Source organism: Pseudomonas sp. Sample_24 (assembly GCF_004307605.1).
In the GTDB taxonomy this organism is placed as follows: domain Bacteria; phylum Pseudomonadota; class Gammaproteobacteria; order Pseudomonadales; family Pseudomonadaceae; genus Aquipseudomonas.
The window spans coordinates 1-22172 of the sequence record NZ_RCNW01000298.1 but is presented as its reverse complement, the minus strand read 5'-3'; the positions used below and the strand labels follow the sequence as shown (position 1 = coordinate 22172).

The 22172-nt window shown below is 59.0% G+C and carries 14 protein-coding genes and 2 pseudogenes; 10 read left to right on the top strand and 6 right to left on the bottom strand.

What is annotated here, in order from left to right; genetic code table 11:
• A pseudogene (locus tag D8V06_RS16185) lies at positions 1-532 on the top strand (hypothetical protein); the annotation flags it as partial.
• A gap of 32 nt (positions 533-564) precedes the next feature.
• On the opposite strand, the gene D8V06_RS16180 reads toward D8V06_RS16185, so the two are convergent.
• A complete protein-coding gene (locus tag D8V06_RS16180; protein WP_130931305.1) occupies positions 565-2115 on the bottom strand; it encodes a PLP-dependent aminotransferase family protein in 1551 nt (516 codons plus the stop codon).
• Positions 2116-2207: 92 nt separating this feature from the next.
• Between D8V06_RS16180 and D8V06_RS16175 the strand changes: the two genes are divergently transcribed.
• From D8V06_RS16175 to D8V06_RS16155, 5 genes are all read left to right on the top strand, one after another.
• Complete coding sequence (locus D8V06_RS16175; RefSeq protein ID WP_056854330.1) at positions 2208-2831, top strand: FMN-binding negative transcriptional regulator; 624 nt, start codon at positions 2208-2210, stop codon at positions 2829-2831.
• Between the two features lie 10 nt (positions 2832-2841).
• Positions 2842-3288, top strand: coding sequence for a GNAT family N-acetyltransferase (locus D8V06_RS16170; protein WP_056854329.1), 447 nt, complete (start codon positions 2842-2844; stop codon positions 3286-3288).
• A gap of 17 nt (positions 3289-3305) precedes the next feature.
• Positions 3306-3977 (top strand): GNAT family protein, encoded by a 672-nt coding sequence (locus D8V06_RS16165; RefSeq protein ID WP_130903499.1) that lies wholly within the window; start codon positions 3306-3308, stop codon positions 3975-3977.
• Positions 3978-4384: 407 nt separating this feature from the next.
• Positions 4385-7348 (top strand): autotransporter domain-containing protein, encoded by a 2964-nt coding sequence (locus D8V06_RS16160; protein WP_130931304.1) that lies wholly within the window; start codon positions 4385-4387, stop codon positions 7346-7348.
• Between the two features lie 199 nt (positions 7349-7547).
• Positions 7548-9884, top strand: a complete 2337-nt coding sequence (locus D8V06_RS16155) for an autotransporter domain-containing protein (RefSeq protein ID WP_130931307.1) — start codon at positions 7548-7550, stop codon at positions 9882-9884.
• Positions 9885-9960: 76 nt separating this feature from the next.
• Here D8V06_RS16155 and oadA read toward each other — a convergent pair whose 3' ends face one another.
• Together oadA and D8V06_RS16145 are read right to left on the bottom strand one after the other, a co-directional pair.
• Positions 9961-11769: a sodium-extruding oxaloacetate decarboxylase subunit alpha gene (gene oadA / locus D8V06_RS16150; RefSeq protein WP_056854323.1), complete on the bottom strand. Its 1809-nt coding sequence runs from the start codon at positions 11767-11769 to the stop codon at positions 9961-9963.
• Between the two features lie 11 nt (positions 11770-11780).
• Positions 11781-13196: an acetyl-CoA carboxylase biotin carboxylase subunit gene (locus D8V06_RS16145; protein ID WP_056854322.1), complete on the bottom strand. Its 1416-nt coding sequence runs from the start codon at positions 13194-13196 to the stop codon at positions 11781-11783.
• Between the two features lie 190 nt (positions 13197-13386).
• On the opposite strand from D8V06_RS16145, the gene D8V06_RS16140 reads away from it, so the two are divergent.
• Positions 13387-14349, top strand: coding sequence for a LysR family transcriptional regulator (locus D8V06_RS16140; RefSeq protein ID WP_130903496.1), 963 nt, complete (start codon positions 13387-13389; stop codon positions 14347-14349).
• Here D8V06_RS16140 and D8V06_RS16135 read toward each other — a convergent pair.
• On the bottom strand, positions 14291-14503 hold the full coding sequence (locus D8V06_RS16135) for a hypothetical protein (protein WP_130903495.1): 213 nt from the start codon (positions 14501-14503) through the stop codon (positions 14291-14293). The genes D8V06_RS16140 and D8V06_RS16135 overlap by 59 nt on opposite strands.
• 215 nt (positions 14504-14718) lie before the next feature.
• Positions 14719-15585 (bottom strand): transcriptional regulator HexR, encoded by an 867-nt coding sequence (gene hexR / locus D8V06_RS16125; RefSeq protein WP_007954250.1) that lies wholly within the window; start codon positions 15583-15585, stop codon positions 14719-14721.
• Positions 15586-15924: 339 nt separating this feature from the next.
• On the opposite strand from hexR, the gene D8V06_RS16120 reads away from it, so the two are divergent.
• A complete protein-coding gene (locus D8V06_RS16120; protein WP_130931303.1) occupies positions 15925-16239 on the top strand; it encodes a hypothetical protein in 315 nt (104 codons plus the stop codon).
• Between the two features lie 69 nt (positions 16240-16308).
• Here the strand turns inward: D8V06_RS16120 and D8V06_RS16115 are convergent, their stop codons facing one another.
• Positions 16309-19179 (bottom strand): EAL domain-containing protein, encoded by a 2871-nt coding sequence (locus D8V06_RS16115; protein ID WP_130931302.1) that lies wholly within the window; start codon positions 19177-19179, stop codon positions 16309-16311.
• A 258-nt stretch (positions 19180-19437) separates the two neighbouring features.
• Here D8V06_RS16115 and uvrD point away from each other — a divergent pair, with 258 nt between their 5' ends.
• Entirely contained in the window at positions 19438-21621 is a 2184-nt protein-coding gene (gene uvrD, locus D8V06_RS16110) for a DNA helicase II (RefSeq protein WP_130931301.1), read from the top strand.
• A 223-nt stretch (positions 21622-21844) separates the two neighbouring features.
• A pseudogene (locus tag D8V06_RS16105) lies at positions 21845-22172 on the top strand (hypothetical protein); the annotation flags it as partial.

Below are 22172 nucleotides of genomic sequence, written 5' to 3'. Positions count from 1 at the left end.
ACAGGCGCGCAAACTGGAAGAGTCCGCCACAAGCGTCGAACAGGCCATGAGCAACATCAGAAGTGCCGGCAAACAACCTCCTCCCGTAGCCGGCCTGAGCCTGGAAATGCGCGGCAGGGCTGACAGACTCCGCAAAGAGGGCATCAAGACACGCACAAAAATGCTCAAGAAGCGCAAGCCCAGGCAGGAGTACTTCCAATGGTTGCACGAAAACCGACAGGTCAAAATCCTGCGCAACGAGCAAGGCCGGATCAGAACCACGGGGCGCAAGGACTACTTTCAGGAGTACCGGATTCTCGACGCTACCGACAATGACCAGGAACTGTGGGTTGCGCACTTCCACTACGAAACACTTGAGAGCGATGCCGCCCAACCCACAGCAGCGCATCTGAAAGTATCGGAAAAATACCTGGCGACGCTGGATACCGAGCTTCGAGAACAATTGGCAACGCTGCAGCCCATCGACTACGTACTGCGTCGAATCACCAGTGCTTCCACCCAATCATTGTTCCTGCAACTCGAGCCCCAGTGACTCATAGAGGGGCGGGTCCGCGGACCCGCCCTTTACCGGCACCAGGCACTGCGCAAACGCACAAGCGCTGACGCGATAGCCGCTTCCGGCACCGCCGCAAAACCCAGCACCAGCCCTGCCCGCTGATCCACCGAAGTGCTCGAATCCGCTAGCCAGTAACTGCTCAGGCCGTTGATCTCGACATCGACGCCGGCGGCAGCCTCAATCAGTTCACGTTCACGGGCCTGAGTATCGACTGCCACCGTCACGTGCAACCCTGCCGCGACACTCGGCAGGCAGCCCACCCCGGGAATGTCCGAGGGCCAGTTGGCCAGCAGCGTATTGCGACGACTCAACGCGGCGCGGCGCATACGGCGGATGTGCCGCTGGAAATGCCCGGCCGCCATGAATTCGGCCATGACGGCCTGGGTGCTGACCTCGGAGTGCCGGACATCGACCGCGCGACGCTGGCTGAAAGCGTCCACCAGTGCCGTTGGCAACACCAGATAACCCAGGCGCAATGCCGGGAAAGCCACTTTGCCGAACGTGCCAACGTAGAGCACGCGCCCGTGACGATCCAGCGCGGCCAGCGGTGCCAGTGGCGCGCCGCTGTAACGGTACTCGCCATCGTAATCGTCCTCGACAATCCAGCCTTGGGTTTTCTCGGCCCAGGCCAATAACTCGAGCCGCCGCGCCAGACTCATCACCACCCCCGTCGGGTATTGATGCGATGGTGTGACATAGGCCAAACGACAATCCACGATGCCGTTCAATTTGTTGCAATCGATACCGTCACTGTCCACCGCCACCCCGTGCAATCGGGCACCGGCCACGGCGAACGCATGACCCGCCGCGCGATAACCGGGATTCTCAATCGCCACACCATCGCCAGGTTCGACCAGCAACTGTGCACAAAGGCTGATCCCCTGCTGCGCACCACTGGTGATCACAATTTGTTCAGCCGTGCACTGCATGCCCCGGGAACTGCGCAAGTACGCGGCAATCATCCCACGCAGACGCGCATCACCTGCGGGGTCGCCGTAACACAGCTGCTGCAAATCCGGTTTTCGCCAGAAAGCCGCGTTCAGCTTGGCCCACACCTCGAAAGGAAAAAGGTCGAAGGCCGGAACGCCAACCCTGAATGCCCGCGGAGGCCCGCTTGGTGGGCTCGGTAAATGGTTCTTTTCTACGCGACCCAACGCACCGCTGTGGATAACTTTGCTGGATGAATCAACAGGTAAATCCAGCCAATTTGTGGATAAGGTTGTGGGTAAGCCTGTTGACAACCCTGTGGATACTTTTGTGGATAATTTTTTTGCCGGCAACGCATTCTGAGGTAATTGCGCGACATAGGTCCCATCGCCGACTCGTCCCTCGATGAAGCCTTCGGCATACAGTTGGTCGTAGGCGCGTACCACACTGTTGCGGGAAATCGCCAGAGCCGCCGCCAGATCGCGGCTGGCGGGAAGACGGGTGCCACTGGCCAGTCGCCCATCCAGCACCCGCAGGCGCAATGCCTGATACAGCTGCCGACTCAGCCCCTGGCGGCGATCAAGTTCGATGCCCGCCGGGTTGAACGAAAGGGACAGTGGTTCGGTAGTCATGACAATGGACCTATGAAATTGGTCATTAATGGCTCTTACAACAGACCAATAGCCTGCCTAGGATGCAGGCATTCGCCAAGGAAAATATCTTCATGTACACGCCACGTGCCTTTGCCATCGACGAGTTGTCCCAACTGCATGAACTGATGCTCGCCAGCCGGCTCGCCATTTTGGTGACCCACGGTGAAAGTGGCCTGCAAGCCAGTCATGTACCGGTTCTGCTGCACTGCGAACAGGGCTCGAACGGCACGCTGTACGGACACTTGGCCAAAGCCAATCCACAGTGGAAAGACCTGCGCGACGGCGCTGAAGCCCTGCTGATTTTTGCCGGCCCCGATGCCTACGTCAGCCCTGGCTTCTATCCGAGCAAGGCCGAACACGGCAAAGTCGTGCCCACCTGGAACTACGTCGCGGTACATGCCTATGGCCGTGCCGAAACCTTCAGCGATGGCGGGCGGCTGCTCGACATTGTCAGCACCCTCACCGACCGTCATGAAGCTGGCCGCGCCCAGCCATGGTCAGTGGCCGATGCCCCCGCCGATTACATCGACGGCATGCTCAAGGCCATCGTCGGTTTCGCCATTCCCATCGACCGTCTCGAGGGCAAACGCAAACTCAGCCAGAACCGCGCCCCCGCCGACATCGCGGGCGTACGCGAAGGCCTGGCTGCCAGCTCCGACGTCAATGACCAGACCCTCGCTCAATTGATGCGCTAAGGAAATCACCATGAGTCAGATCGACATTCGCCCAGTCACCGCCGGCGATCACGCAGCTTGGCTACCGCTGTGGCAAACCTACCTGCGCTTCTACAACACCGAACTGCCGGACGCCGTCAGCCAAAGCACCTGGCAACGCATGCTCGATCCAAACGAACCCACCCACGCCGCGCTGGCCTGGGCCGACGGCAAAGCGGTGGGCATGGTGCATTTCATCTACCATCGTTCGAACTGGAGCATCGAAAACTCCTGCTACCTGCAAGACCTGCTGGTAGCGCCCGAAACCCGTGGTACCGGCGTCGGCCGACAATTGATCGAATTCGTTTACGCAACAGCCAAACAGGACGGTTGCTGCAAGGTCCACTGGCTCACTCACGAAACCAACGCCACCGCGATCCAGCTTTATGAGCGCATCGCCGAGCGCCCCGGTTTCATCCAGTTTCGCAAAGCCATTTAAGGTTCAAGGAGAACAACATGTCGACTTCACTCGCGGATTGGAAAGGTGTCCCGGCACCGTCGGTTCAAACCATCGAAGGGCGTTTCATTCGCCTGGAAAAACTCGACCCGGCGCGCCACGGCGATGACTTGTTCAACGCCCTGCAAGGCCCCGGCGCCGATCCGAAACTCTGGGATTATCTGCCTTATGGCCCCTTCCCCGAGCGCAGTGCTTTCAACGATTGGCTCAACAACCATGCAGCCAATAGCGACCCCTACTTCTTCAGTGTGATCGACCGTGCCAGCGGTGAAGTGCAAGGCATCCTCAGTTTGATGTCGATTGTGCCTTCACAAGGCCGGATCGAGATCGGTCACGTGACGTTCGGTGCGCCGATGCAGCGCTCGCCGAAAAGCACCGAGGCGGTTTATTTGCTCGCCCGGGAATCCTTTGCCCTGGGTTACCGCCGCCTGGAATGGAAGTGCAACAACGCCAATGCCCGCTCCAAGTACGCAGCCGAGCGGCTGGGTTTCAGCTTTGAAGGCGTGTTCCGCCAGCACATGGTGGTCAAGGGGCAGAATCGGGATACGGCGTGGTATTCGATCCTGGACTCGGAATGGCCGGCAATCGGTGCAGGGTTCGAGCGGTGGTTGAGTGATAAAAACCAGAAAGGGGCGGGACAGGTGAAGTCGTTGGTGGAGTGCCGGGGGTAATCACCGCGGATACACCCCAATCCCTGTAAGCCAGCCCGATGGCGATGAAGCCGGCATGTCCAAAATCCCCCGCGCCTGACACTCCGTCATCGCGAGCAGGCTCACTCCCACAAGGGATCTGCGGCGTACATAGACCTCGCGTACGACACCAATGAACTGTAGGAGCCGGCTTGCTGGCGATTAGGGCCGCACATTCAGCATCTCCCGCGCCAGACACACCGCTATGGCCAGCAAGCCGGCTCCTACAATAGATTTTTTCCAGGCACAAATTTTGGGTACCGCAAAACCCCTGTGGGCCAGCCTGCTGGCGAAAAAGTCCAGCGTTCAGCGACTTTTTCGATATACATCAATCTGTAAAAACCCTCCGCTATACAGGACGCCCTGCTTATAACAAAAGGCCGTCCATCATGACCTCCCCGCCCCAGCATTTGGCACTTGTCATCAGCCTGGTGATCAGTACAGGCACCATTGCCGCGCCGTACAAAAACCTGCAGATCGACACGGCCACCACCACTGCGCAAACCCTCGGCGGTGCAGACACATTGACGATCTCCGCGCCAGGCAGCATTACCCATACCGGCAAGGCTGTCAGCCTCAAGGACGGTACGGCCGGTGTCGGCGTGGTGATCGATAACGCGGGGCAGATCGTTTCTACCGGTGGACGGGCGATCGACAGCAGCGGCGACCTGACCCAGGCGCGCAACTACAGCATTTACAACCGCGCCGGTGGCCAGATTCTCGGCTTCAACGACGCGTTGCGCATCGACAGCAACTTCGTCAGTGGCAGCCTGTTGATCGATAACAGCGGCATCATCCGCTCGACAACCGGCCAAGGCCTGGACCTCGATGCACTGCGCAGCGCCGGGGTCACGACCACCATCATCAACCGCGCGGGCGGGCTGATTCGTGGTGATGCCAGCGACGGCATGAAGACTGGCGCCAATGCGAGCATTACCAACTATGGCGAAATTTCCACCGGCGACTCGCACAACGCCGACCAGAAATTCGACGGCATCGACATCGACTCGGCCAGCGGCGTGACAGTGACCAACTACGGCACCATCACGGGGGGACGCCACGGCATTACCACCGATCTGGGCGCAACCCTCATCAACTATGGAAATATTGCCGGGCGCAACGGCTCCGGTTTCGGTTCCGACGGCGATGGTACGGTGATCAACCACGGCACCATCACCGGCGCCTATTCCGGCCTGCAAGCCAATGGCGACGGCGATGGCGTAGACATCGACAACATCGCCCACATCGAAAACTACGGCACGATCCAGGGTGTTGGTGCCGGCGGTGTGGACAAGAACGGGTTCACCAACGGCAGCGAAGGGATCGCGTTGGGCGGTGGTTATGTGCTGAACGCCCAAGGCGCGATGATCAGCGGTGCCACAAGTGCCATTCTGGTTGACGACGGCAGCGGCGGCTCGGGCCTCGCGGCAACCGCGCTGGAAAACTTCGGCACCATCCAGGGTCTCGATGGTTTCGGCGTGAAGTTCGTCGGCGAGTTCGCTGACAGTGTCGTCAACGGCGGCACTATCAGCGGCAGCAATGGCTTGGCTTTGGACCTTGGTGGTGGTAACGACAGCCTGACCTTGCGCAACGGCAGCCGATTCATTGGGACTGTGGACGGTGGCAGCGGTTACGACCGTGTAGTGATGGACGATGCGTCGGGCGGCAGCTTCGGCAACAGTCGCCACTTCGAATGGCTGGAGGTCAAGCAAGGGGTATGGACCCTGAACGGCAGCGCAGATTTCAGTGACGGTGGCGCAATACATAGTGGAGCAACGCTGATCAACCAGGCAGGCATCAGCGGCAGCATGACTGTCGATGCAGGTGGCGTGTATGCCGGCGGCGGTTCGGTGGGCAACTTGTTGGTCAATGGCACCCTGCTGACCAACACCCGACTCGGCACTGCGACCGTCACCCACGACTTGACCATGGGTAGCGGCTCGACAATCGCATACGGCGTAAATGCAGATGGCAGCAGCGCACCGATCATGGTCGGCGGCACGGCCAATCTCAACGGCGCGACGCTGGCCGTAAACCCCGGCAGCGGCACCTATCCGTGGCAAAGCCATTACACCGTGTTGCAGGCAGCGGTCGTGAACGGCACCTTCGGCAATGTCACAAGCGACTACGCGTTTATCACGCCAACCTTGGCTTATACGCCAACCCGGGTCGACCTGACCTACACCCGTAACGATGTCGCCTTCAACGAATTCGCCGTCACCGGTAATGGCAGTAGCGCCGCCAACAGCCTGACCTCCCTCGGCAAAAACAATACGCTGTACAACGCCTTGCTCAACACCACCGGCGCAACCGCGGGTGCAGCCATCGAGCAGCTCAGCGGTGCCAGCAACGCTGACCTGGCCAGCGCAACCCTCGGTGTCAGTAACCAGATCGGCGCCAGCATGCTGTCGGCGATGCATCAGATGGGCGGCCGTTCGGCTTTGCTGGTGGGCCTCGATCAACGGGACACGCCGGTCCTCGCCGCGAACGGCGTCCCCCGTGATGCTCGCAACCTCAATGACCCGAATGCCCAAGGCCGACTCTGGCTGCAAGCCATTGGCGGCTACGGCAAACTCGACGGCGAACACGGCAGCAGTGGACTTGAACAACGCAGCAAAGGCACAGTACTGGGCGCCGATTGGGCGCTTGATGGGCAATGGAAACTGGGTGTGCTTGGCGGTTATTCAAAGACCGATCTGGACGCCACAGGCGTCGATGGCAATGTCGAAAGCTGGCACGCCGGCGTCTATGCGTTGCGCCAAAGCGGCCCGTTGGCTCTGCGCCTCGGCGCGGCATATAGCGGTCATCAGGGTGAAAGCAAACGCACCGTGGCATTCAACGGTTTCAGCGACCGGCCCAAAGGTGATTACGACGCCGACAGCCAACAGGCATTCGCCGAACTCGGGTACGCCATGGGCAGCGGTCGCCTCAGCGCCGAACCGTTCGCCAACCTTGGCTACCAGCGCTATCACCGCGACAGTTATGAAGAAAAAGGAGGCGCTGCGGCCCTGCACGTCGACGGTCAAACCGAGGACAACTTCAGCACAACCTTTGGCCTGCGCCTTGCGCACCTGAACAGCCTCGAGAACGGCATGAGCCTCACCCCGCGCATGACTGCCGGCTGGAAACACACCTACGGCGATGTCAGCAACTCGACACGCCAGGCCTTTGTAGTCGGTGGCACAGCGTTCAGTGTGGATGGCAGCTCACTGGATCGCGACAGCCTGGTGCTGGAAGCCGGACTGGATGTGGGCATTTCGGCACGCCATAGCGTCGGCGTTGGCTATTCCGGAGAAATCGGCAGCAACAGTCGCAACCATGGAGTGATCGGGCAGTGGCAGATGAGTTTCTGACAGCCCGCTGGCCGCACTCGTCCTGATTTTTTGTAAGAACAATCGTCTTCTTTCTCAGATAAATACAGCCACCTTTAGGTGGCTGTATTTTTTCTGCGCCCCATTCCGACATCAGCCGCAGCACCTGCGGATGCGCCTGACATCGATATTTTTCACTGCCTTTTAGAGTTTGGCTTCCTGTCAAAAGAGGCCGTACTCGATGCCCGTTCAACACAAATACCGACCGAAACATCTGGCGCTGGCGATTGCGCTCGCAGTGGGTTGCGCTGAAATTTCACTTGCCCAGCAAGTGTCCATCGATACCACCATTGCTCCGGATGCAACACCGGAGCAGCTCATGGCGGCACTCGATGCATTCATCAATGATCCCACCACTGACAAACAGACCATTGGCAAAGCAGCGGATGGCGTTAACCGGACATTCGGCGATGGAAATGACCTGGTCATTGTATCTGGCCGAGGCGCCCTTTCCGGGTTGATTGACGGTGGTGGCGGGGACAATTTCCTGCAACTCGATACCGCGAGCGGTGGCACATTGGACGACAGTCGACGTTTTGCAGGTCTGGAGCTCAAACGCAGCACCTGGACCGTGAATGGCTCCGGTGATTTCAACATTGGGGTCTTGATTCGTTCAAAAGCAACGCTAATCAACGACGGGCACATTCTGGGTGGGGCACTGACCCAGGGAACGCTGGTCAACAATGGGAAGATTGGCGGCGGCGCGACGGTGCGACCGGGAGGTTTCCTGAACAACCCGGGCTTTATCGAAGGCGTCGTCGAGGTTGAAGAAAAAGGCGTTTTTGCGGGCAGCGGCTTGACCGGTTCCCTCACCGTGAATGGAAAACTTTCTGTCAACAGTTTGCACGGTGCACCAAAGGTCAAAGGTGATTTGAATCTCTCGAAAACCGCCGAGTTGAGCTACGAGATCGATGATGGGCTCAACAGTGAAACGATTGTGGTCGATGGCACCGCCAACCTCGGCGGCGCCACACTGAACATCGTGGCGGCATCGGGTGATTACCCGCTGATCAGCGAAAAAACCATCCTGGTTGCCGACAAAATCGAAGGGAAATTCGGGAAGATTCTCAACAATCTTGCGTTCCTGACACCCGAGCCGGATTACCAGGCCAAGACTTTCGGCTTGATCTTCGTCCGCAACGACGTACCGTTCGCGGTTGCCGCTATCACGGACAATGGCAGGGAACTCGGTGAAAGCCTTGACGATATTGAGTTTCAAGCACCCTCCGTCGCTGAAGTCCCGAATCTACCCACAGACACCGGTACATCCGTTCCGGTCTTAACCCCAACCACTGCCGATGAAAATCAGTCGACAGCCTCTACAGCAATGCCCCCCGAACAACCTGCCATAGCCGCAACGCCGGTTACCAGCAACCAAACCGTCACCGCTGAAACGCCATCTGACAAATCCGACACAGCTTCAACTCCTCCAGCTACCCCTTCCGTCGCCTCACTACCAAAGGCACCCATCCCCACAAACGCTGCGGTCGCAGCCCTGCTCCGCGCTGACAAACAGACCGCATCTATTGCCATCGAGCAACTGGCCGCCAGCCAAAACGCCAACCTCGCGAAGGCGACCCTGAACAGTGACAGCCCAATCAGCGCAACCATGCTCTCAGCCATGCGTCAGCTGGACAGTGCCAGTGGCTATGGCAACGCCACGAGGCGCAATGCACCACGCCTGGCTGCCGGCAGCGAAGACAATGGTCGGGTCTGGCTGCAAGCATTGGGTCATGGTGGGACCCTGGATCGCGATTACGATGCTCTGAAACACACCACCCACGGGCTGGTAATCGGAGCGGACTGGGGTATTGCAGAGGACTGGCGGCTGGGTGTTATCAGCGGCAAATCCGACACGCGCCTGAACAGTCGGGGACTCGACGGCAATCTCGACAGCTGGCATGTGGGAGCCTACGCCCTGCGTCAAAACGGTCCCCTGTCAATGCGACTGGGTGCGACCTACAGCAGCCACGATGGCAGCACTAAACGACGGGTTGCCTTCAAAGGTTTCAGCGACCGCCCCGAAGGCCGCTACGATGCCAGCACCCAGCAGGCTTTCGCGGAATTGGGTTACAACCTGGGCCGGGCGAATGTCAGCATCGAACCGTTTGCCAGCCTGGGCTACCAACGCTATCAGCGCGATACCTTCACGGAAAAAGGTGGTGCAGCGGCACTGAAGGTACACGGTCAAACGCAGAACAATTTGAACAGCACATTCGGCCTGCGACTGGCGAAGCTCACCGCGCTGGATAACGGCATGCAACTGACCCCGCGGTTCAGCGCTGGCTGGAAACACACCTACGGGGACGTCTACAGCGATACTCGCCAACAAATAGTTACGGGTGGGAAAAACTTCACCGTTTCCGGCGTGCCACTGGATCGTGACAGCCTGCTGGTCGATGCCGGGCTGGACCTTGGATTTTCAGCGAAACACACGCTGGCCGTCGGCATCACGGGTGAGATCGGCACCGACAGCCGCAACCACGGCGTTACAGGTCAGTGGCGAATGAGTTTCTGAGAGCCCAAACCCGAGGCGAAAAAAAGGGGAGCACATGCTCCCCCGAGGTTTAAAGCGGTAGATCGAGGCTGTTAACTCAGCCTTCGATTTCGATCAGGATTTCGCCCGGGTTCACCCGGTCGCCCTTGGCCACGTGAATGGCGGTGACTTTACCGGCGATGGCCGCCTGCACTTCGGTTTCCATCTTCATCGCTTCGGTGATCAGCACCGCTTGGCCAGCCTTGACGGAGTCGCCTTCCTTGACCAGCACATCGACGATGTTGCCCGGCATGGTGGTGCTGACGTGGCCCGGAGCTGTGGCTTGCTTGCGCTTGCTGCTGCCGCCGCCGACAAATTCGTTGAGCGGTTCGAACACCACTTCTTCCGGCATACCGTCGATGGACAGGTAGAAATGCCGCTTGCCTTCGGACTTGACGCCAACACCGGTGATATCGACGCGGTAGGTTTCGCCGTGCACGTCGATGACGAACTCGGTCGGTACGCCTTCGCCGCCAGCCGATGCAACACCACCGGCCTCAGGAATCGGCAACAGCACTTCAGGTGTCAGGGTGCCGGCAGCACGTTCCTCGAGGAACTTGCGACCGATATCCGGGAACATCGCGAAGGTCAGCACGTCTTCTTCGGACTTGGCCAATGCACCGATGTCAGCGCGCAGCTTGGCCATTTCCGGTTTGAGCAGATCGGCCGGACGAACGTCGATTACCTCTTCGCTGCCAATGGCCTGGCGACGCAGCTTCTCGTTCACGGTGCCCGGTGCCTTGCCATAGCCACCTTGCAGGTAAAGCTTCACTTCGTTGGTGATCGTCTTGTAACGCTCACCGGCCAGCACGTTGAAGAACGCCTGGGTGCCGACGATCTGCGAAGTCGGGGTCACCAACGGAGGAAAGCCGAGGTCTTCACGAACGCGCGGGATTTCGGCCAGCACTTCGCCCATGCGGTTCAGCGCGCCCTGCTCCTTCAACTGGTTGGCGAGGTTGGAAATCATCCCGCCCGGCACCTGGTTGACTTGCACACGAGTGTCGACAGCGGTGAATTCGCTTTCGAACTGGTGGTACTTCTTGCGCACGGCGTAGAAGTACAGGCCGATTTCCTGCAACAACTCCAGGTCCAGGCCTGTGTCGAATTCGCTGCCTTTGAGCGCAGCCACCATCGATTCGGTGCCTGGGTGGCTGGTGCCCGAGGCGAAGCTGGAGATCGCGGTGTCGATGTGGTCGGCACCGTTTTCAATTGCCTTGAGCTGGCACATCGTCGCCAGACCGGCGGTGTCATGAGAGTGGATGAACACGGGAAGCGACTGTTCGGCTTTCAACGCCCGCACCAGTTCACCGGTGGCGTATGGGGTCAGCAGGCCGGCCATGTCCTTGATCGCCACCGAGTCGCAACCCATGGCTTCCATTTGCTTGGCTTGCGCCACGAAAGCATCAATCGTGTGCACCGGGCTGGTGGTGTAGGCGATGGTGCCCTGAGCGTGCTTGCCTGCGGCTTTCACCGCTTCAATCGCCACGCGCAGGTTACGCACGTCGTTCATCGCGTCGAAGATGCGGAACACGTCGATGCCGTTGACCGCGGCCTTGGCAACGAAAGCTTTGACCACGTCGTCGCTGTAGTGGCGATAGCCCAGCAGGTTCTGACCGCGCAGGAGCATTTGCAGACGCGTGTTAGGCAGTGCCGCGCGCAATTGGCGCAGACGCTCCCACGGGTCTTCTTTCAGGAAACGTACGCAGGCGTCGAACGTCGCCCCACCCCAGCACTCCAGCGACCAGTAGCCGACTTTGTCGAGCTTGTCGCAGATCGGCAGCATGTCTTCGGTGCGCATGCGGGTGGCGAGCAGCGATTGGTGGGCGTCGCGCAGGATTGTGTCGGTAACGTGGATTTTCTTGCTCATTGTTCTATTCCTCACAGGCCTGCGTGGGCGGCGATGGCGGCGGCGATGGCCAGGGCCAGCTCTTCGGGTTTGCGCTTGATCGAGTAGTTGGTCAGTTCAGGGTGGCTTTCAACGAAACTGGTGTTGAACTGGCCGCTACGGAATTCCGGATTGCGCAGGATCTCCTGGTAATACGCGGCGGTGGTCTTGACCCCTTGCAGACGCATATCGTCCAGAGCGCGCAAGCCACGGTCCATCGCCTCTTCCCAGGTCAACGCCCACACCACCAGTTTCAGGCACATGGAATCGTAGAACGGCGGAATGGTGTAACCGGTGTAAATCGCCGTGTCGGTACGCACGCCGGGACCGCCGGGCGCGTAGTAACGGGTGATCTTGCCGAAGCTCGGCAGGAAGTTGTTTTTCGGGTCTTCGGCGTTGATCCGGAATTGCAGGGCAAATCCACGGTGGTGGATGTCTTCCTGTTTCACCGAAAGCGGCAGACCGGAAGCGATGCGGATCTGCTCGCGGACGATGTCGATGCCGGTGATTTCTTCGGTGATGGTGTGTTCCACCTGCACCCGGGTGTTCATCTCCATGAAGTACACCTCGCCTTCAGCGAGCAGGAACTCCACAGTACCGGCGTTCTCGTAACCCACAGCCTTGGCTGCACGCACCGACAGGTCACCGATATAGGCGCGCTGTTCAGGGGTCAGTTGCGGGCTCGGGGCGATCTCGATCAGCTTCTGGTTGCGGCGCTGGATCGAGCAGTCACGCTCGAACAGATGCACGACGTTGCCGAAACTGTCGCCCAGGATCTGCGCTTCGATGTGCTTGGGATTGACGATGCATTTTTCCAGGAACACTTCAGCGGAACCAAACGCCTTGGTGGCTTCGGAGATCACGCGAGGGAACGCCTGTTCGAGCTCTTCGCGGCTGTTGCAGCGACGAATGCCGCGGCCGCCGCCACCGGAAGTGGCCTTGAGCATCACCGGGTAGCCGATACGATCGCCTTCGGTCAGGGCTTCTTCGATACCCGAGACGTTGCCTTCGGTACCTGGGGTAACCGGCACGCCAGCCTTGATCATGCTGCGGCGGGCTTCGGTCTTGTCGCCCATGCGGCGAATCACTTCAGCCGATGGACCGATGAATTTGATCCCGCGTTCTGCGCAGATGTCTGCCAGTTCAGCGTTCTCGGAGAGGAAGCCGTAGCCGGGGTGCAATGCATCACAACCGGTTTCCACGGCCAGGTTCACCAGCTTGCGCGGGTTCAGGTAGCCCGCCAATGGCTCGGCGCCAATGCTGTGGGCCTCGTCCGCACGCTTCACATGCAGGGCATGACGGTCGGCATCGGAATAGATCGCGACCGAGCGAATACCCATCTCGGCGCAGGCACGTACGATGCGTACGGCAATCTCACCACGGTTGGCGATCAGGATCTTTTTTATCACTTGGAGGTTCCCTTGAGCCGGTGGTACCCACGACCCGCTAGACCAGGTCGACGCGTGACCAAATGTTTCAATTTGGTCGCAGCCCCACACTAGCGCCCACAAGGGATTAACAAAAATGAATAATTATTGGGTCACGCATAAGTAAAGACTTATAGTTGCTGCATCAGCCAGCGGCGAGAGAACTAATAAAGTGCGTAAGTCATTGATGCGTATGACGTTGCGTCAGTTGCAGATCTTCAATGAAGTCTGCGATTTGAGGTCCTACAGCCGCGCAGCCGACGAAATGTCGCTCACACAACCGGCCGTAAGCCTGCAGATTCGCCAACTCGAAGAACTGGTTGGCCAGCCATTGTTCGATTACGTCGGTAAAAAACTCTACATGACCGAAGCGGCCGAAGCACTGCAACGCGCCAGCCGGGACATTTTCGGGCGCCTGGAAAACCTCGATATGCAGTTGTCGGACATGCAGGGCTCCCTCCAGGGTCAATTGAAACTGGCGGTGGAATCGAGCGCCAAGTACTTCGTTCCGCACTTGTTTGCCGCGTTCAAGCGCCAGCATCCGGAGGTCAACCTGCAATTGACGGTGGTCAACCGGGGGCAGGTGATTCGACGCCTCTCGGACAACCGTGACGACCTGGTCATCATGTCCATGGTGCCACAGGACATGGGCCTGGAATTCCTGCCATTCCTGAACAATCCGATTGTCGCCGTGGCGCCACCGAATCATCCACTGTGCCACATGGGCCCCCTGCGCCTGCAGGATCTGGAACCTTATACCCTGCTGCTGCGCGAGCCCGGTTCGGGGACACGCCTGGCGTGCGAAGAGTACTTCAAGGAAAAGCGCGTGCACTTCAACCAGACACAGGAAGTGTCATCAGCCGAAGCTCAACGCGAATGCGTGCTGGCGGGTCTGGGCGTGGCGTTGTTGACGCGCCACGCCCTGAACCTCGAACTGGCGACCGGTGGGTTGATCGAGTTGCCGGTCGAAGAACTGCCGCTTTATCGCAGCTGGTGTCTGGTGCAAGCCAAGGCTAAACGGCTGTCACCAGTGGCTCACGCCTTCCTTGCGTTCGTGCGCAGCGAGCGGGTGCAGATCAGCGGCCTGGTTGAGCGCTTCGCCGGGAAGCTGTCGGCGCAGCCTGCCAATAATTGAGCTCGAAATCTTCAGGAAAATCGCCAATCTCGGCCAGAAGCTGACGGCGCTCGCAACGATCTTCAATAGCGCGGCGAAACTCCATGCGCCGTTGATCTTCTTGTTGACGACGGGTTTTGACAGCGCTGTTGCGTTCTTCGTAAGGCAGGGCCATTTCAAGTCTCCCAAGACGAGTACGGGAGTTTCAAGATAGACGTGGGGGATGACGGTTTGGCGGCTTGATGGTTACAGACCGATGAATGTTGTTTGGTCCTGTGGCGAGGGAGCTTGCTCCCGTTCGGCTGCGCAGCAGTCGCACAATTTTGGGGCCGCTTCGCGACCCAGCGGGAGCGAGCTCCCTCGCCACAGGGGGCCGCGCGGGCCTTGAAGTCAGTCGTCCAGCGCTTTCACCGATTTGGGCGACAACCGCAAGCTGCGCAAACTGCGTTTAACGCTCTTGAGGTGGTTGACCAGGCTCGGCCCGCGCGCCATTGCCACGCCCATCGCCAATACGTCGATTACCACCAAATGGGCAATACGCGAGGTCAGCGGCGTGTAGATTTCGGTGTCTTCGTGCACGTCGATCGCCAGGTTGACCGTCGACAACTCGGCCAACGGTGTCTGGCTCGGGCACAGGGTAATCAGCGAAGCGCCGCTCTCACGCACAAGATTGGCAGTGATCAATAGATCCTTGGAGCGCCCGGACTGGGAGATGCAGATCGCCACGTCTGTCGGTTTCAACGTCACCGCCGACATCGCTTGCATATGCGGATCGGAGTACGCCGCTGCGGTCAGCAACAAACGGAAGAACTTGTGCTGCGCATCCGCCGCTACCGCACCCGAAGCACCGAAACCGTAGAACTCGACCCGCTGCGCCTGGGACATCAGCGTCACTGCTCGCTGCAATTCCAGTGGGTCGAGCTTTTCTCGAACCTCCATCAGGGTATGCAACGTGGTGTCGAAGATCTTCAGGCTGTAGTCGGCCACCGAATCGTCTTCATGGATCGCGAATTGTCCGAAACTCGCACCGGCTGCCAGGCTCTGGGCCAGCTTCAGTTTCAGGTCCTGGAACCCGGAACACCCGATGGCGCGGCAAAAGCGCACGATGGTCGGCTCACTGATGCCTACGCTATGGGCCAGGTCGGCCATGGAGCTGTGCATCACAGCCGCAGGGTCAAGCAGCACATGATCGGCGACCTTGAGCTCCGACTTGCGTAACAGGTGACGTGACTGGGCGATGTGTTGCAGCAGATTCAAAGGGCTGGACTCTTTGTTATTGGCAGGTGCCGGGGATGTAGCACGCTTGTAGTTATACTACATGAATTGGCTTTTTGCCTGCTCAATGCGTTACCGAATCCCTCGATTTCTGGCGTCCGCGCCTCATGTAGCACTCATGGCGCGGGGCCGAAGCGCGAGTTTTGAACTGAAAAACATTGAATTAGTTACTTGGCAAAATATAAAACCAATGCGGCATGAGCACTCGATAACAACACACGCCGATTTACAAATCAAACTAACAAAATTCAACCAAAGCAAACTTCAGCTGGGTATATTAATTGCGCAGGAAGCGAATCAAAACTAAAGGAGCTACACATCATGACTATTAAAACCAAAGGCTGGACCGCACAGATCGACCGCATGCCAGGCGCCGCTTCGTTTCGCACCTATGGCGTCGTAACCGTGGCGCATACGGGCATTACACCAAAGCTGGAAGTGAGTGAAGAGCAAGATAAATCCTATGACTTGCGCCTGGAGCTTAAACTTGAAAACTCCAATGAAATTTCGCTGCAAGTCGAAACCGACAAGTTTGTAGAATACAAAGTGCCGGGCAACTCTGATGTTTGCAGCGTGAGCATCTTCTACGAAGGAAAGTTGCTGCACCATATCGATAAAGTATCGATCACCCACTAAGCATCAATTGCGCTTCCGGCAATTCAGGCGTCCCGCAGTCTCAGCTGCTGAGACCGGGACGCCTTCTACTCAACTGGCGGCCTGAGCATGCAGCAAGCCGGCCAGGGTTTCGGCCTCTACCGGGCGGCTGACCAGATAACCCTGCACTTCATCACACTGTTCAGCTTTCAGAAACTCAAGCTGTTCGATCCGCTCGACGCCTTCCGCCACGACCTTCAATGCCAGGCCGTGCGCCATGGCGATGATCGCCCGAGTAATCGCCGCATCTTCGCTACCCTCCCCCAGGCCACGAATGAACGCTTGATCGATCTTCACGTAATCGACGGGAATCCGCTTCAGATAACTCAAGGACGAATAGCCTGTGCCGAAATCATCAATCGCCAGTTTCACGCCCAGATCACGTAATTGCTGGAACGTCGCAATGATGTGTTCGACGCTGTCCAGCAACTGGCTTTCGGTGAGTTCCAGCTCAAGGTAGCGCGGCTCCAGCCCGGTTTCTTCCAGGACCTGGCGCACCAGACTGACCAGCTTGCCCTGTCGCAGTTGGTGCACGGACAGGTTCACAGATACCCGAATCGCTTCAAGTCCCTGCCGCTGCCATTCACAGGCTTGCCAGCAAGCCTGACGCAGTACGAACTCGCCTATCGGACCAATCAGCCCGGTTTCCTCGGCCAACCCGATGAAATCCCCAGGAGACACTCGGCCCATGGTCGGGTGATCCCAACGCACCAAGGCCTCGGCGGCATTCAACTTGCCCGTGGCAAGGCACAATTTCGGTTGATAAAACACCTTCAACTGCTTCTCTTCGACAGCCTTTCGCAGTTGGTTTTCCATTTGCAAACGCTCCAGCGTGCTGGCTTGCAAACTGTCGGTATAGAACTGGAAGTTGTTCCCTCCCAGATGCTTTGCGTGCTGCATGGCCATGTTCGACTGACTGACCAATGCCGAAATATCCCGGGCGCTGTCCGGCAATAAACTGATGCCCATCGACGCGCTGACCACCAGCTCATGCCCATCAATGGTCACCGGCAACCGCAACTTGCTCGCCAGACGCGTCGCCACCCGCGCCAGGCTCGACAGGTTGCCGTAAGCGTTGAACAGCACCGCGAATTCGTCACCGGACAGGCGCGCGATGGTGTCCGCTTCCGGCAATGCATTCACCAACCGTCGAGCCATCTTCTGCAACAACTGGTCAGCGATTTCATGCCCCAGGCTGTCGTTGAGCTGTTTGAAGCGGTCCAGATTGATGTGCAGCAACGCCAGGCTGCGATAACCGCCCTGACGCACCCGTTGATGCGCTTCGCTGAGTCGTTCGCGGAACATCGAGCGGTTGGCCAGGCCGGTCAGTTCGTCGTAATGCGTAAGATAACGCATGCGCTCTTCGGACTCTCGGCGCGCCGAAAGATCAGCGAAGAAGCCCACGATATGACTGACATTTCCCCGAGTATCGCGTACGGCGTTCAGCTGCAGCCATTGCGGATACATCTCGCCGTTCTTGCGGGTTTCCACCAGTTCGCCTTGCCAACTGCCCTGCTGTTCCAGCGCCTGGTGAATCGCCGCGTAATGCCGACGCGCATCGCGGCTGCACGGTAATTCAACGACATTGCGCCCGATCATGTCCTCGATGTCGTAGCCGGTCACCCGACTGAAAGCCTGATTGATCGCGATAAGCTTGTAATTCGGATCGAAAATCACAATGCCTTCGCTGGCCGCTTCGAACACGGTCGCGGCCAGCTGCCGCTGCTCTTCCAGACCTTTGCTGACGCTGATGTCGCGACGGGTGCCGACCATGCGAATCACCCTTGCGTTTTCGCCACGCTCGACTGCCCGCCCGCGGTCCTCGATCCAGACCCAGTGGCCGTCGCCATGCCGCACGCGATATTCGATCTGATAGTCCTCGGTGCGCCCTTTCAAATGCTCGACCAGTGCTCTTTTCAGTCCGGGAAGATCCTCCGGGTGCAGCCGCGGCTTGAGGTGACGCAAAATGCCCGTCACCTGTTCCGGCTCCAGGCCGAACAATTCCTGAATCTGCGTGTGGTGAACTTCGTCGGTTTGCAGGTTCCAGTCCCACAGCCCCAATTCGCTGGCCTTCAGGGCCAGCGCCAGGCGCGCTTCACTCTTGCTCAACGCCTGGCTGGCGGCGTCCAGTTCGAGGCTGCGCTGGGCGACACGGTTTTCCAGGTCGGTCTGGATTTCCCGCAATTCTTCTTCGGCACGCTGTCGTTGCTCAATTTCCTTGGCCAGCTTCTGATTGAGCTGGTCACTGCAACTTTGTGCCTGTTGCAGGTGTTCGATGAGCGCCTGATTCTGAAAACGTCGCATCAAGCCCCGATCGATCAAACGATTGACCTGCCAGGCAACCACGCTCAGTGCACCCAGCAGAATCAATCCAAACCAGCCCCAACCTTGCTGCTGCTCGTCTCCCCCCCAAAACATGTAAGCGATGGCCGGCAGCAGACAGGGCAAGGTGAACGAAAGAAAGGCCGGCAAACTGACCGCATAAGCCACACTGGCGGAAAGCGCCGCGGCACCGATGAGGCCGAAGACCCAGGCTTGCTGAATGAAATTATCGGCGGGAACCAGGGCGATGCCGGCACCCGCCAGAGTCAGGCCGGTGAGGCCGGAGCCCAATAAAAACATGCGTAGCCAAATGGGGTGAGCCTGACGATTGGGAATGGCCGAATCGAAGGCGGCCACCTGAATCACCCGCAATGCCACCAGTGACAGCAGCCATACCAGCCAGACCGTGACCAGGAAGTAACGCTGCGGACTCCAGAGTAAACCGGCGCAGACCAGACCATTGATCAACATGAACAGCGTAGGCAGCAGAGAGCCCTGATACAGCAGACGCGTGCGTTCGACCGCCATCTCCATGGCGTATTGTTTACGAATAACCCGGGGCTGCGCAGTGGGGCCCGACAGGTCGAAGCTGAGGGTCATAGGCGATATTCTTGTTCTTATAATGATGAGCATGAGCCCGAAACGTCGACGGAGCATACACAAGCATCTGCCCTGACCAAACTGCTGCCGGTCAAAAAACAGACAAATCTGCCTGCCACCCGCCCCCGCGCAAATGCCCCCAGGCATGTAGCTGCAATGCTTACGGACAATGACTGACCGGTCGTCCCGCACATCTCTTTCATCGGCTAATGCAAAGCGGGATTTGCCCGGTGTGGCGCCGCCCCCTAGAATGCCCCGATGCGCGATGACCTCTCCCTTTTGCTGAACTCCCTCAACGATGCCCAACGTCAGGCCGTAGCGGCCCCCGTAGGCCGTCAGTTGGTCCTGGCCGGTGCTGGTTCCGGTAAAACCCGAGTGCTGGTGCACCGTATCGCCTGGTTGATCCAGGTCGAAAACGCGTCGCCCCACTCCATTCTGTCGGTGACCTTCACCAACAAGGCCGCTGCCGAGATGCGTCACCGCATCGAACAGCTGATGGGTATCAACCCGGCCGGCATGTGGGTCGGCACCTTCCACGGCCTGGCGCACCGCTTGCTGCGGGCGCACTGGCAAGAGGCAGGCCTGAGCCAGACCTTCCAGATTCTCGACAGTGATGACCAACAACGATTGGTCAAGCGGGTGATCCGCGAGCTCGGCCTGGACGAGCAACGCTGGCCGGCGCGTCAGGCCCAATGGTTCATTAACGGGCAAAAAGACGAAGGTCTGCGTCCGCAACACATTCAAGCCAGCGGCGACCTGTTCCTGGCGACCATGCGCAGCATTTATGAAGCCTATGAGGCTGCGTGTCTGCGCGCCGGTGTCATCGACTTCTCCGAACTGCTGCTGCGCGCCCTCGACCTGTGGCGCGATCATCCGGGCCTGCTGGCGCATTATCAAAAGCGCTTCCGGCACATTCTGGTGGACGAGTTCCAGGACACCAACGCCGTGCAGTACGCCTGGTTGCGCTTGCTGGCCAAGGGCGGCGACAGCCTGATGGTGGTTGGCGATGACGACCAGTCGATCTATGGCTGGCGCGGCGCGAAAATCGAGAACATCTACCAGTATTCCGAAGACTTCCCGGACGCCGAGACCATTCGTCTGGAGCAAAACTACCGTTCCACGGCCGGTATCCTCAAGGCTGCCAACGCCCTGATCGCCAACAACACCGGTCGCCTGGGCAAGGAACTGTGGACCGACGGCGGCGATGGCGAGGCCATCAACCTGTATGCCGCCTTCAACGAACACGATGAAGCACGCTACGTTGTCGAAACCATCGAAAGTGCGCTGAAAACCGGCCTGGCGCGAAGCGATATTGCGATTCTGTACCGCTCCAACGCCCAATCGCGCGTTTTGGAAGAAGCCTTGCTGCGCGAGCGCATTCCGTACCGCATCTACGGTGGTCAGCGCTTCTTCGAGCGGGCGGAAATCAAAAACGCCATGGCCTACATGCGCCTGCTTGAAGGCCGTGGCAACGATGCCGCGCTGGAACGGGTGATCAACGTACCCGCCCGCGGCATCGGCGAAAAAACCGTCGAAGCGATTCGCGAGCATGCACGCCACAGCGATGTGTCGATGTGGGAAGCGATGCAACAACTGGTAGCCAACAAAGGCCTTACCGGTCGCGCCGCCAGCGCATTGGGCGCATTTGTCGAGCTGATCGAAAACCTTGCCGCCAAGTGCATGGAAATGCCGCTGCACCTGATGACCCAGACCGTCATCGAGCAGTCGGGGTTGATCGCCTATCACGAAGCGGAAAAAGGCGAGAAAGGCCAGGCCCGGGTAGAAAACCTTGAAGAACTGGTCAGCGCTGCGCGTAACTTTGAAAACAGCGAAGAGGACGAGGACCTGACGCCACTGGCGGCATTCCTCGGCCATGCATCGCTGGAAGCTGGTGATACCCAGGCTGACGAGCACGAAGACAGCATTCAGCTGATGACCCTGCACAGCGCCAAGGGTCTGGAATTCCCTTACGTGTTCCTGGTGGGCATGGAAGAAGGCCTGTTCCCGCACAAGATGAGCCTGGAAGAGCCTGGCCGTCTCGAGGAAGAGCGGCGCCTGGCGTACGTCGGCATCACACGCGCCATGCAGAACCTGGTGATGACTTATGCGGAAACCCGACGCCTCTACGGCAGCGAGACCTACAACAAGGTGTCGCGTTTCGTACGCGAAGTGCCGAAAGGTCTGATTCAAGAAGTGCGGCTTTCCAACAGCGTCAGTCGCCCGTTTGGCGGCAACCAGTCGATGAGCGGCGGCAACCTGTTCAGCGGCAGCGAGATTCCGCAGACCGGCTTCAGCCTCGGCCAGACCGTGCGCCACTCGATTTTCGGGGACGGCGTGATCCTCAACTTCGAAGGCGCCGGGGCCGCGGCCAGGGTGCAGGTGAACTTCAGCGAAGGCAGCAAGTGGTTGATGCTGGGGTATGCGAAGCTGGAAGCGATTTAAAGCAATTTTCTGTGGGAGCGAACCTGTTCGTTCCCACAGGGTTTTGCAACTTTCCTACAGAACTTATCCACTCCTCCTACAGACCAAAGTTAACAGGCCTTATTGCCCTGATTAAGCTGAACCCGACCTGTCAGGCAAAAGCCCGAAACACTCTGCCGCTAGCCAGTAACACTTCAGCTGTGCAACATGGCGCGCGTGCCTTCCACAAATGGGAATTCCCTCTATGAAACGTTTTCTTAGCATCGCCATGGCGTTGTGCATCGGCCTGACGATGAGTCTCGACGTCAATGCCGCCAAGCGCTTCGGTGGTGGCAAAAGCGCAGGCGCTGCGCCAACTCACCAGACCAGCCAGATGGCTCCTTCTTCTCCAGGCATGGGCGGCGCTGCGGCGACCGCTGGTGCCGCCGGTGCCGCTGGCGCCGCTGCCAAGGCCGGTGGCGCTTCGCGCTGGCTCGGCCCACTGGCCGGTATCGCCGCCGGTGGCCTGCTGGCGTCCATGTTCATGGGCGACGGCTTCCAGGGCATGCAGATCTTCGACATCCTGATCATGG

Bases quoted from the DNA above. Each gene is read 5' to 3' on its own strand.
- D8V06_RS16165 (WP_130903499.1), top strand. From the start codon at position 3,306: ATGTCGACTTCACTCGCGGATTGGAAAGGTGTCCCGGCACCGTCGGTT.
- D8V06_RS16170 (WP_056854329.1), top strand. From the start codon at position 2,842: ATGAGTCAGATCGACATTCGCCCAGTCACCGCCGGCGATCACGCAGCT.
- D8V06_RS16120 (WP_130931303.1), top strand. From the start codon at position 15,925: ATGACTATTAAAACCAAAGGCTGGACCGCACAGATCGACCGCATGCCA.
- D8V06_RS16155 (WP_130931307.1), top strand. From the start codon at position 7,548: ATGCCCGTTCAACACAAATACCGACCGAAACATCTGGCGCTGGCGATT.
- D8V06_RS16180 (WP_130931305.1), bottom strand. From the start codon at position 2,115: ATGACTACCGAACCACTGTCCCTTTCGTTCAACCCGGCGGGCATCGAA.
- uvrD (WP_130931301.1), top strand. From the start codon at position 19,438: ATGCGCGATGACCTCTCCCTTTTGCTGAACTCCCTCAACGATGCCCAA.
- oadA (WP_056854323.1), bottom strand. From the start codon at position 11,769: ATGAGCAAGAAAATCCACGTTACCGACACAATCCTGCGCGACGCCCAC.
- D8V06_RS16160 (WP_130931304.1), top strand. From the start codon at position 4,385: ATGACCTCCCCGCCCCAGCATTTGGCACTTGTCATCAGCCTGGTGATC.
- D8V06_RS16175 (WP_056854330.1), top strand. From the start codon at position 2,208: ATGTACACGCCACGTGCCTTTGCCATCGACGAGTTGTCCCAACTGCAT.
- D8V06_RS16115 (WP_130931302.1), bottom strand. From the start codon at position 19,179: ATGACCCTCAGCTTCGACCTGTCGGGCCCCACTGCGCAGCCCCGGGTT.
- D8V06_RS16135 (WP_130903495.1), bottom strand. From the start codon at position 14,503: ATGGCCCTGCCTTACGAAGAACGCAACAGCGCTGTCAAAACCCGTCGT.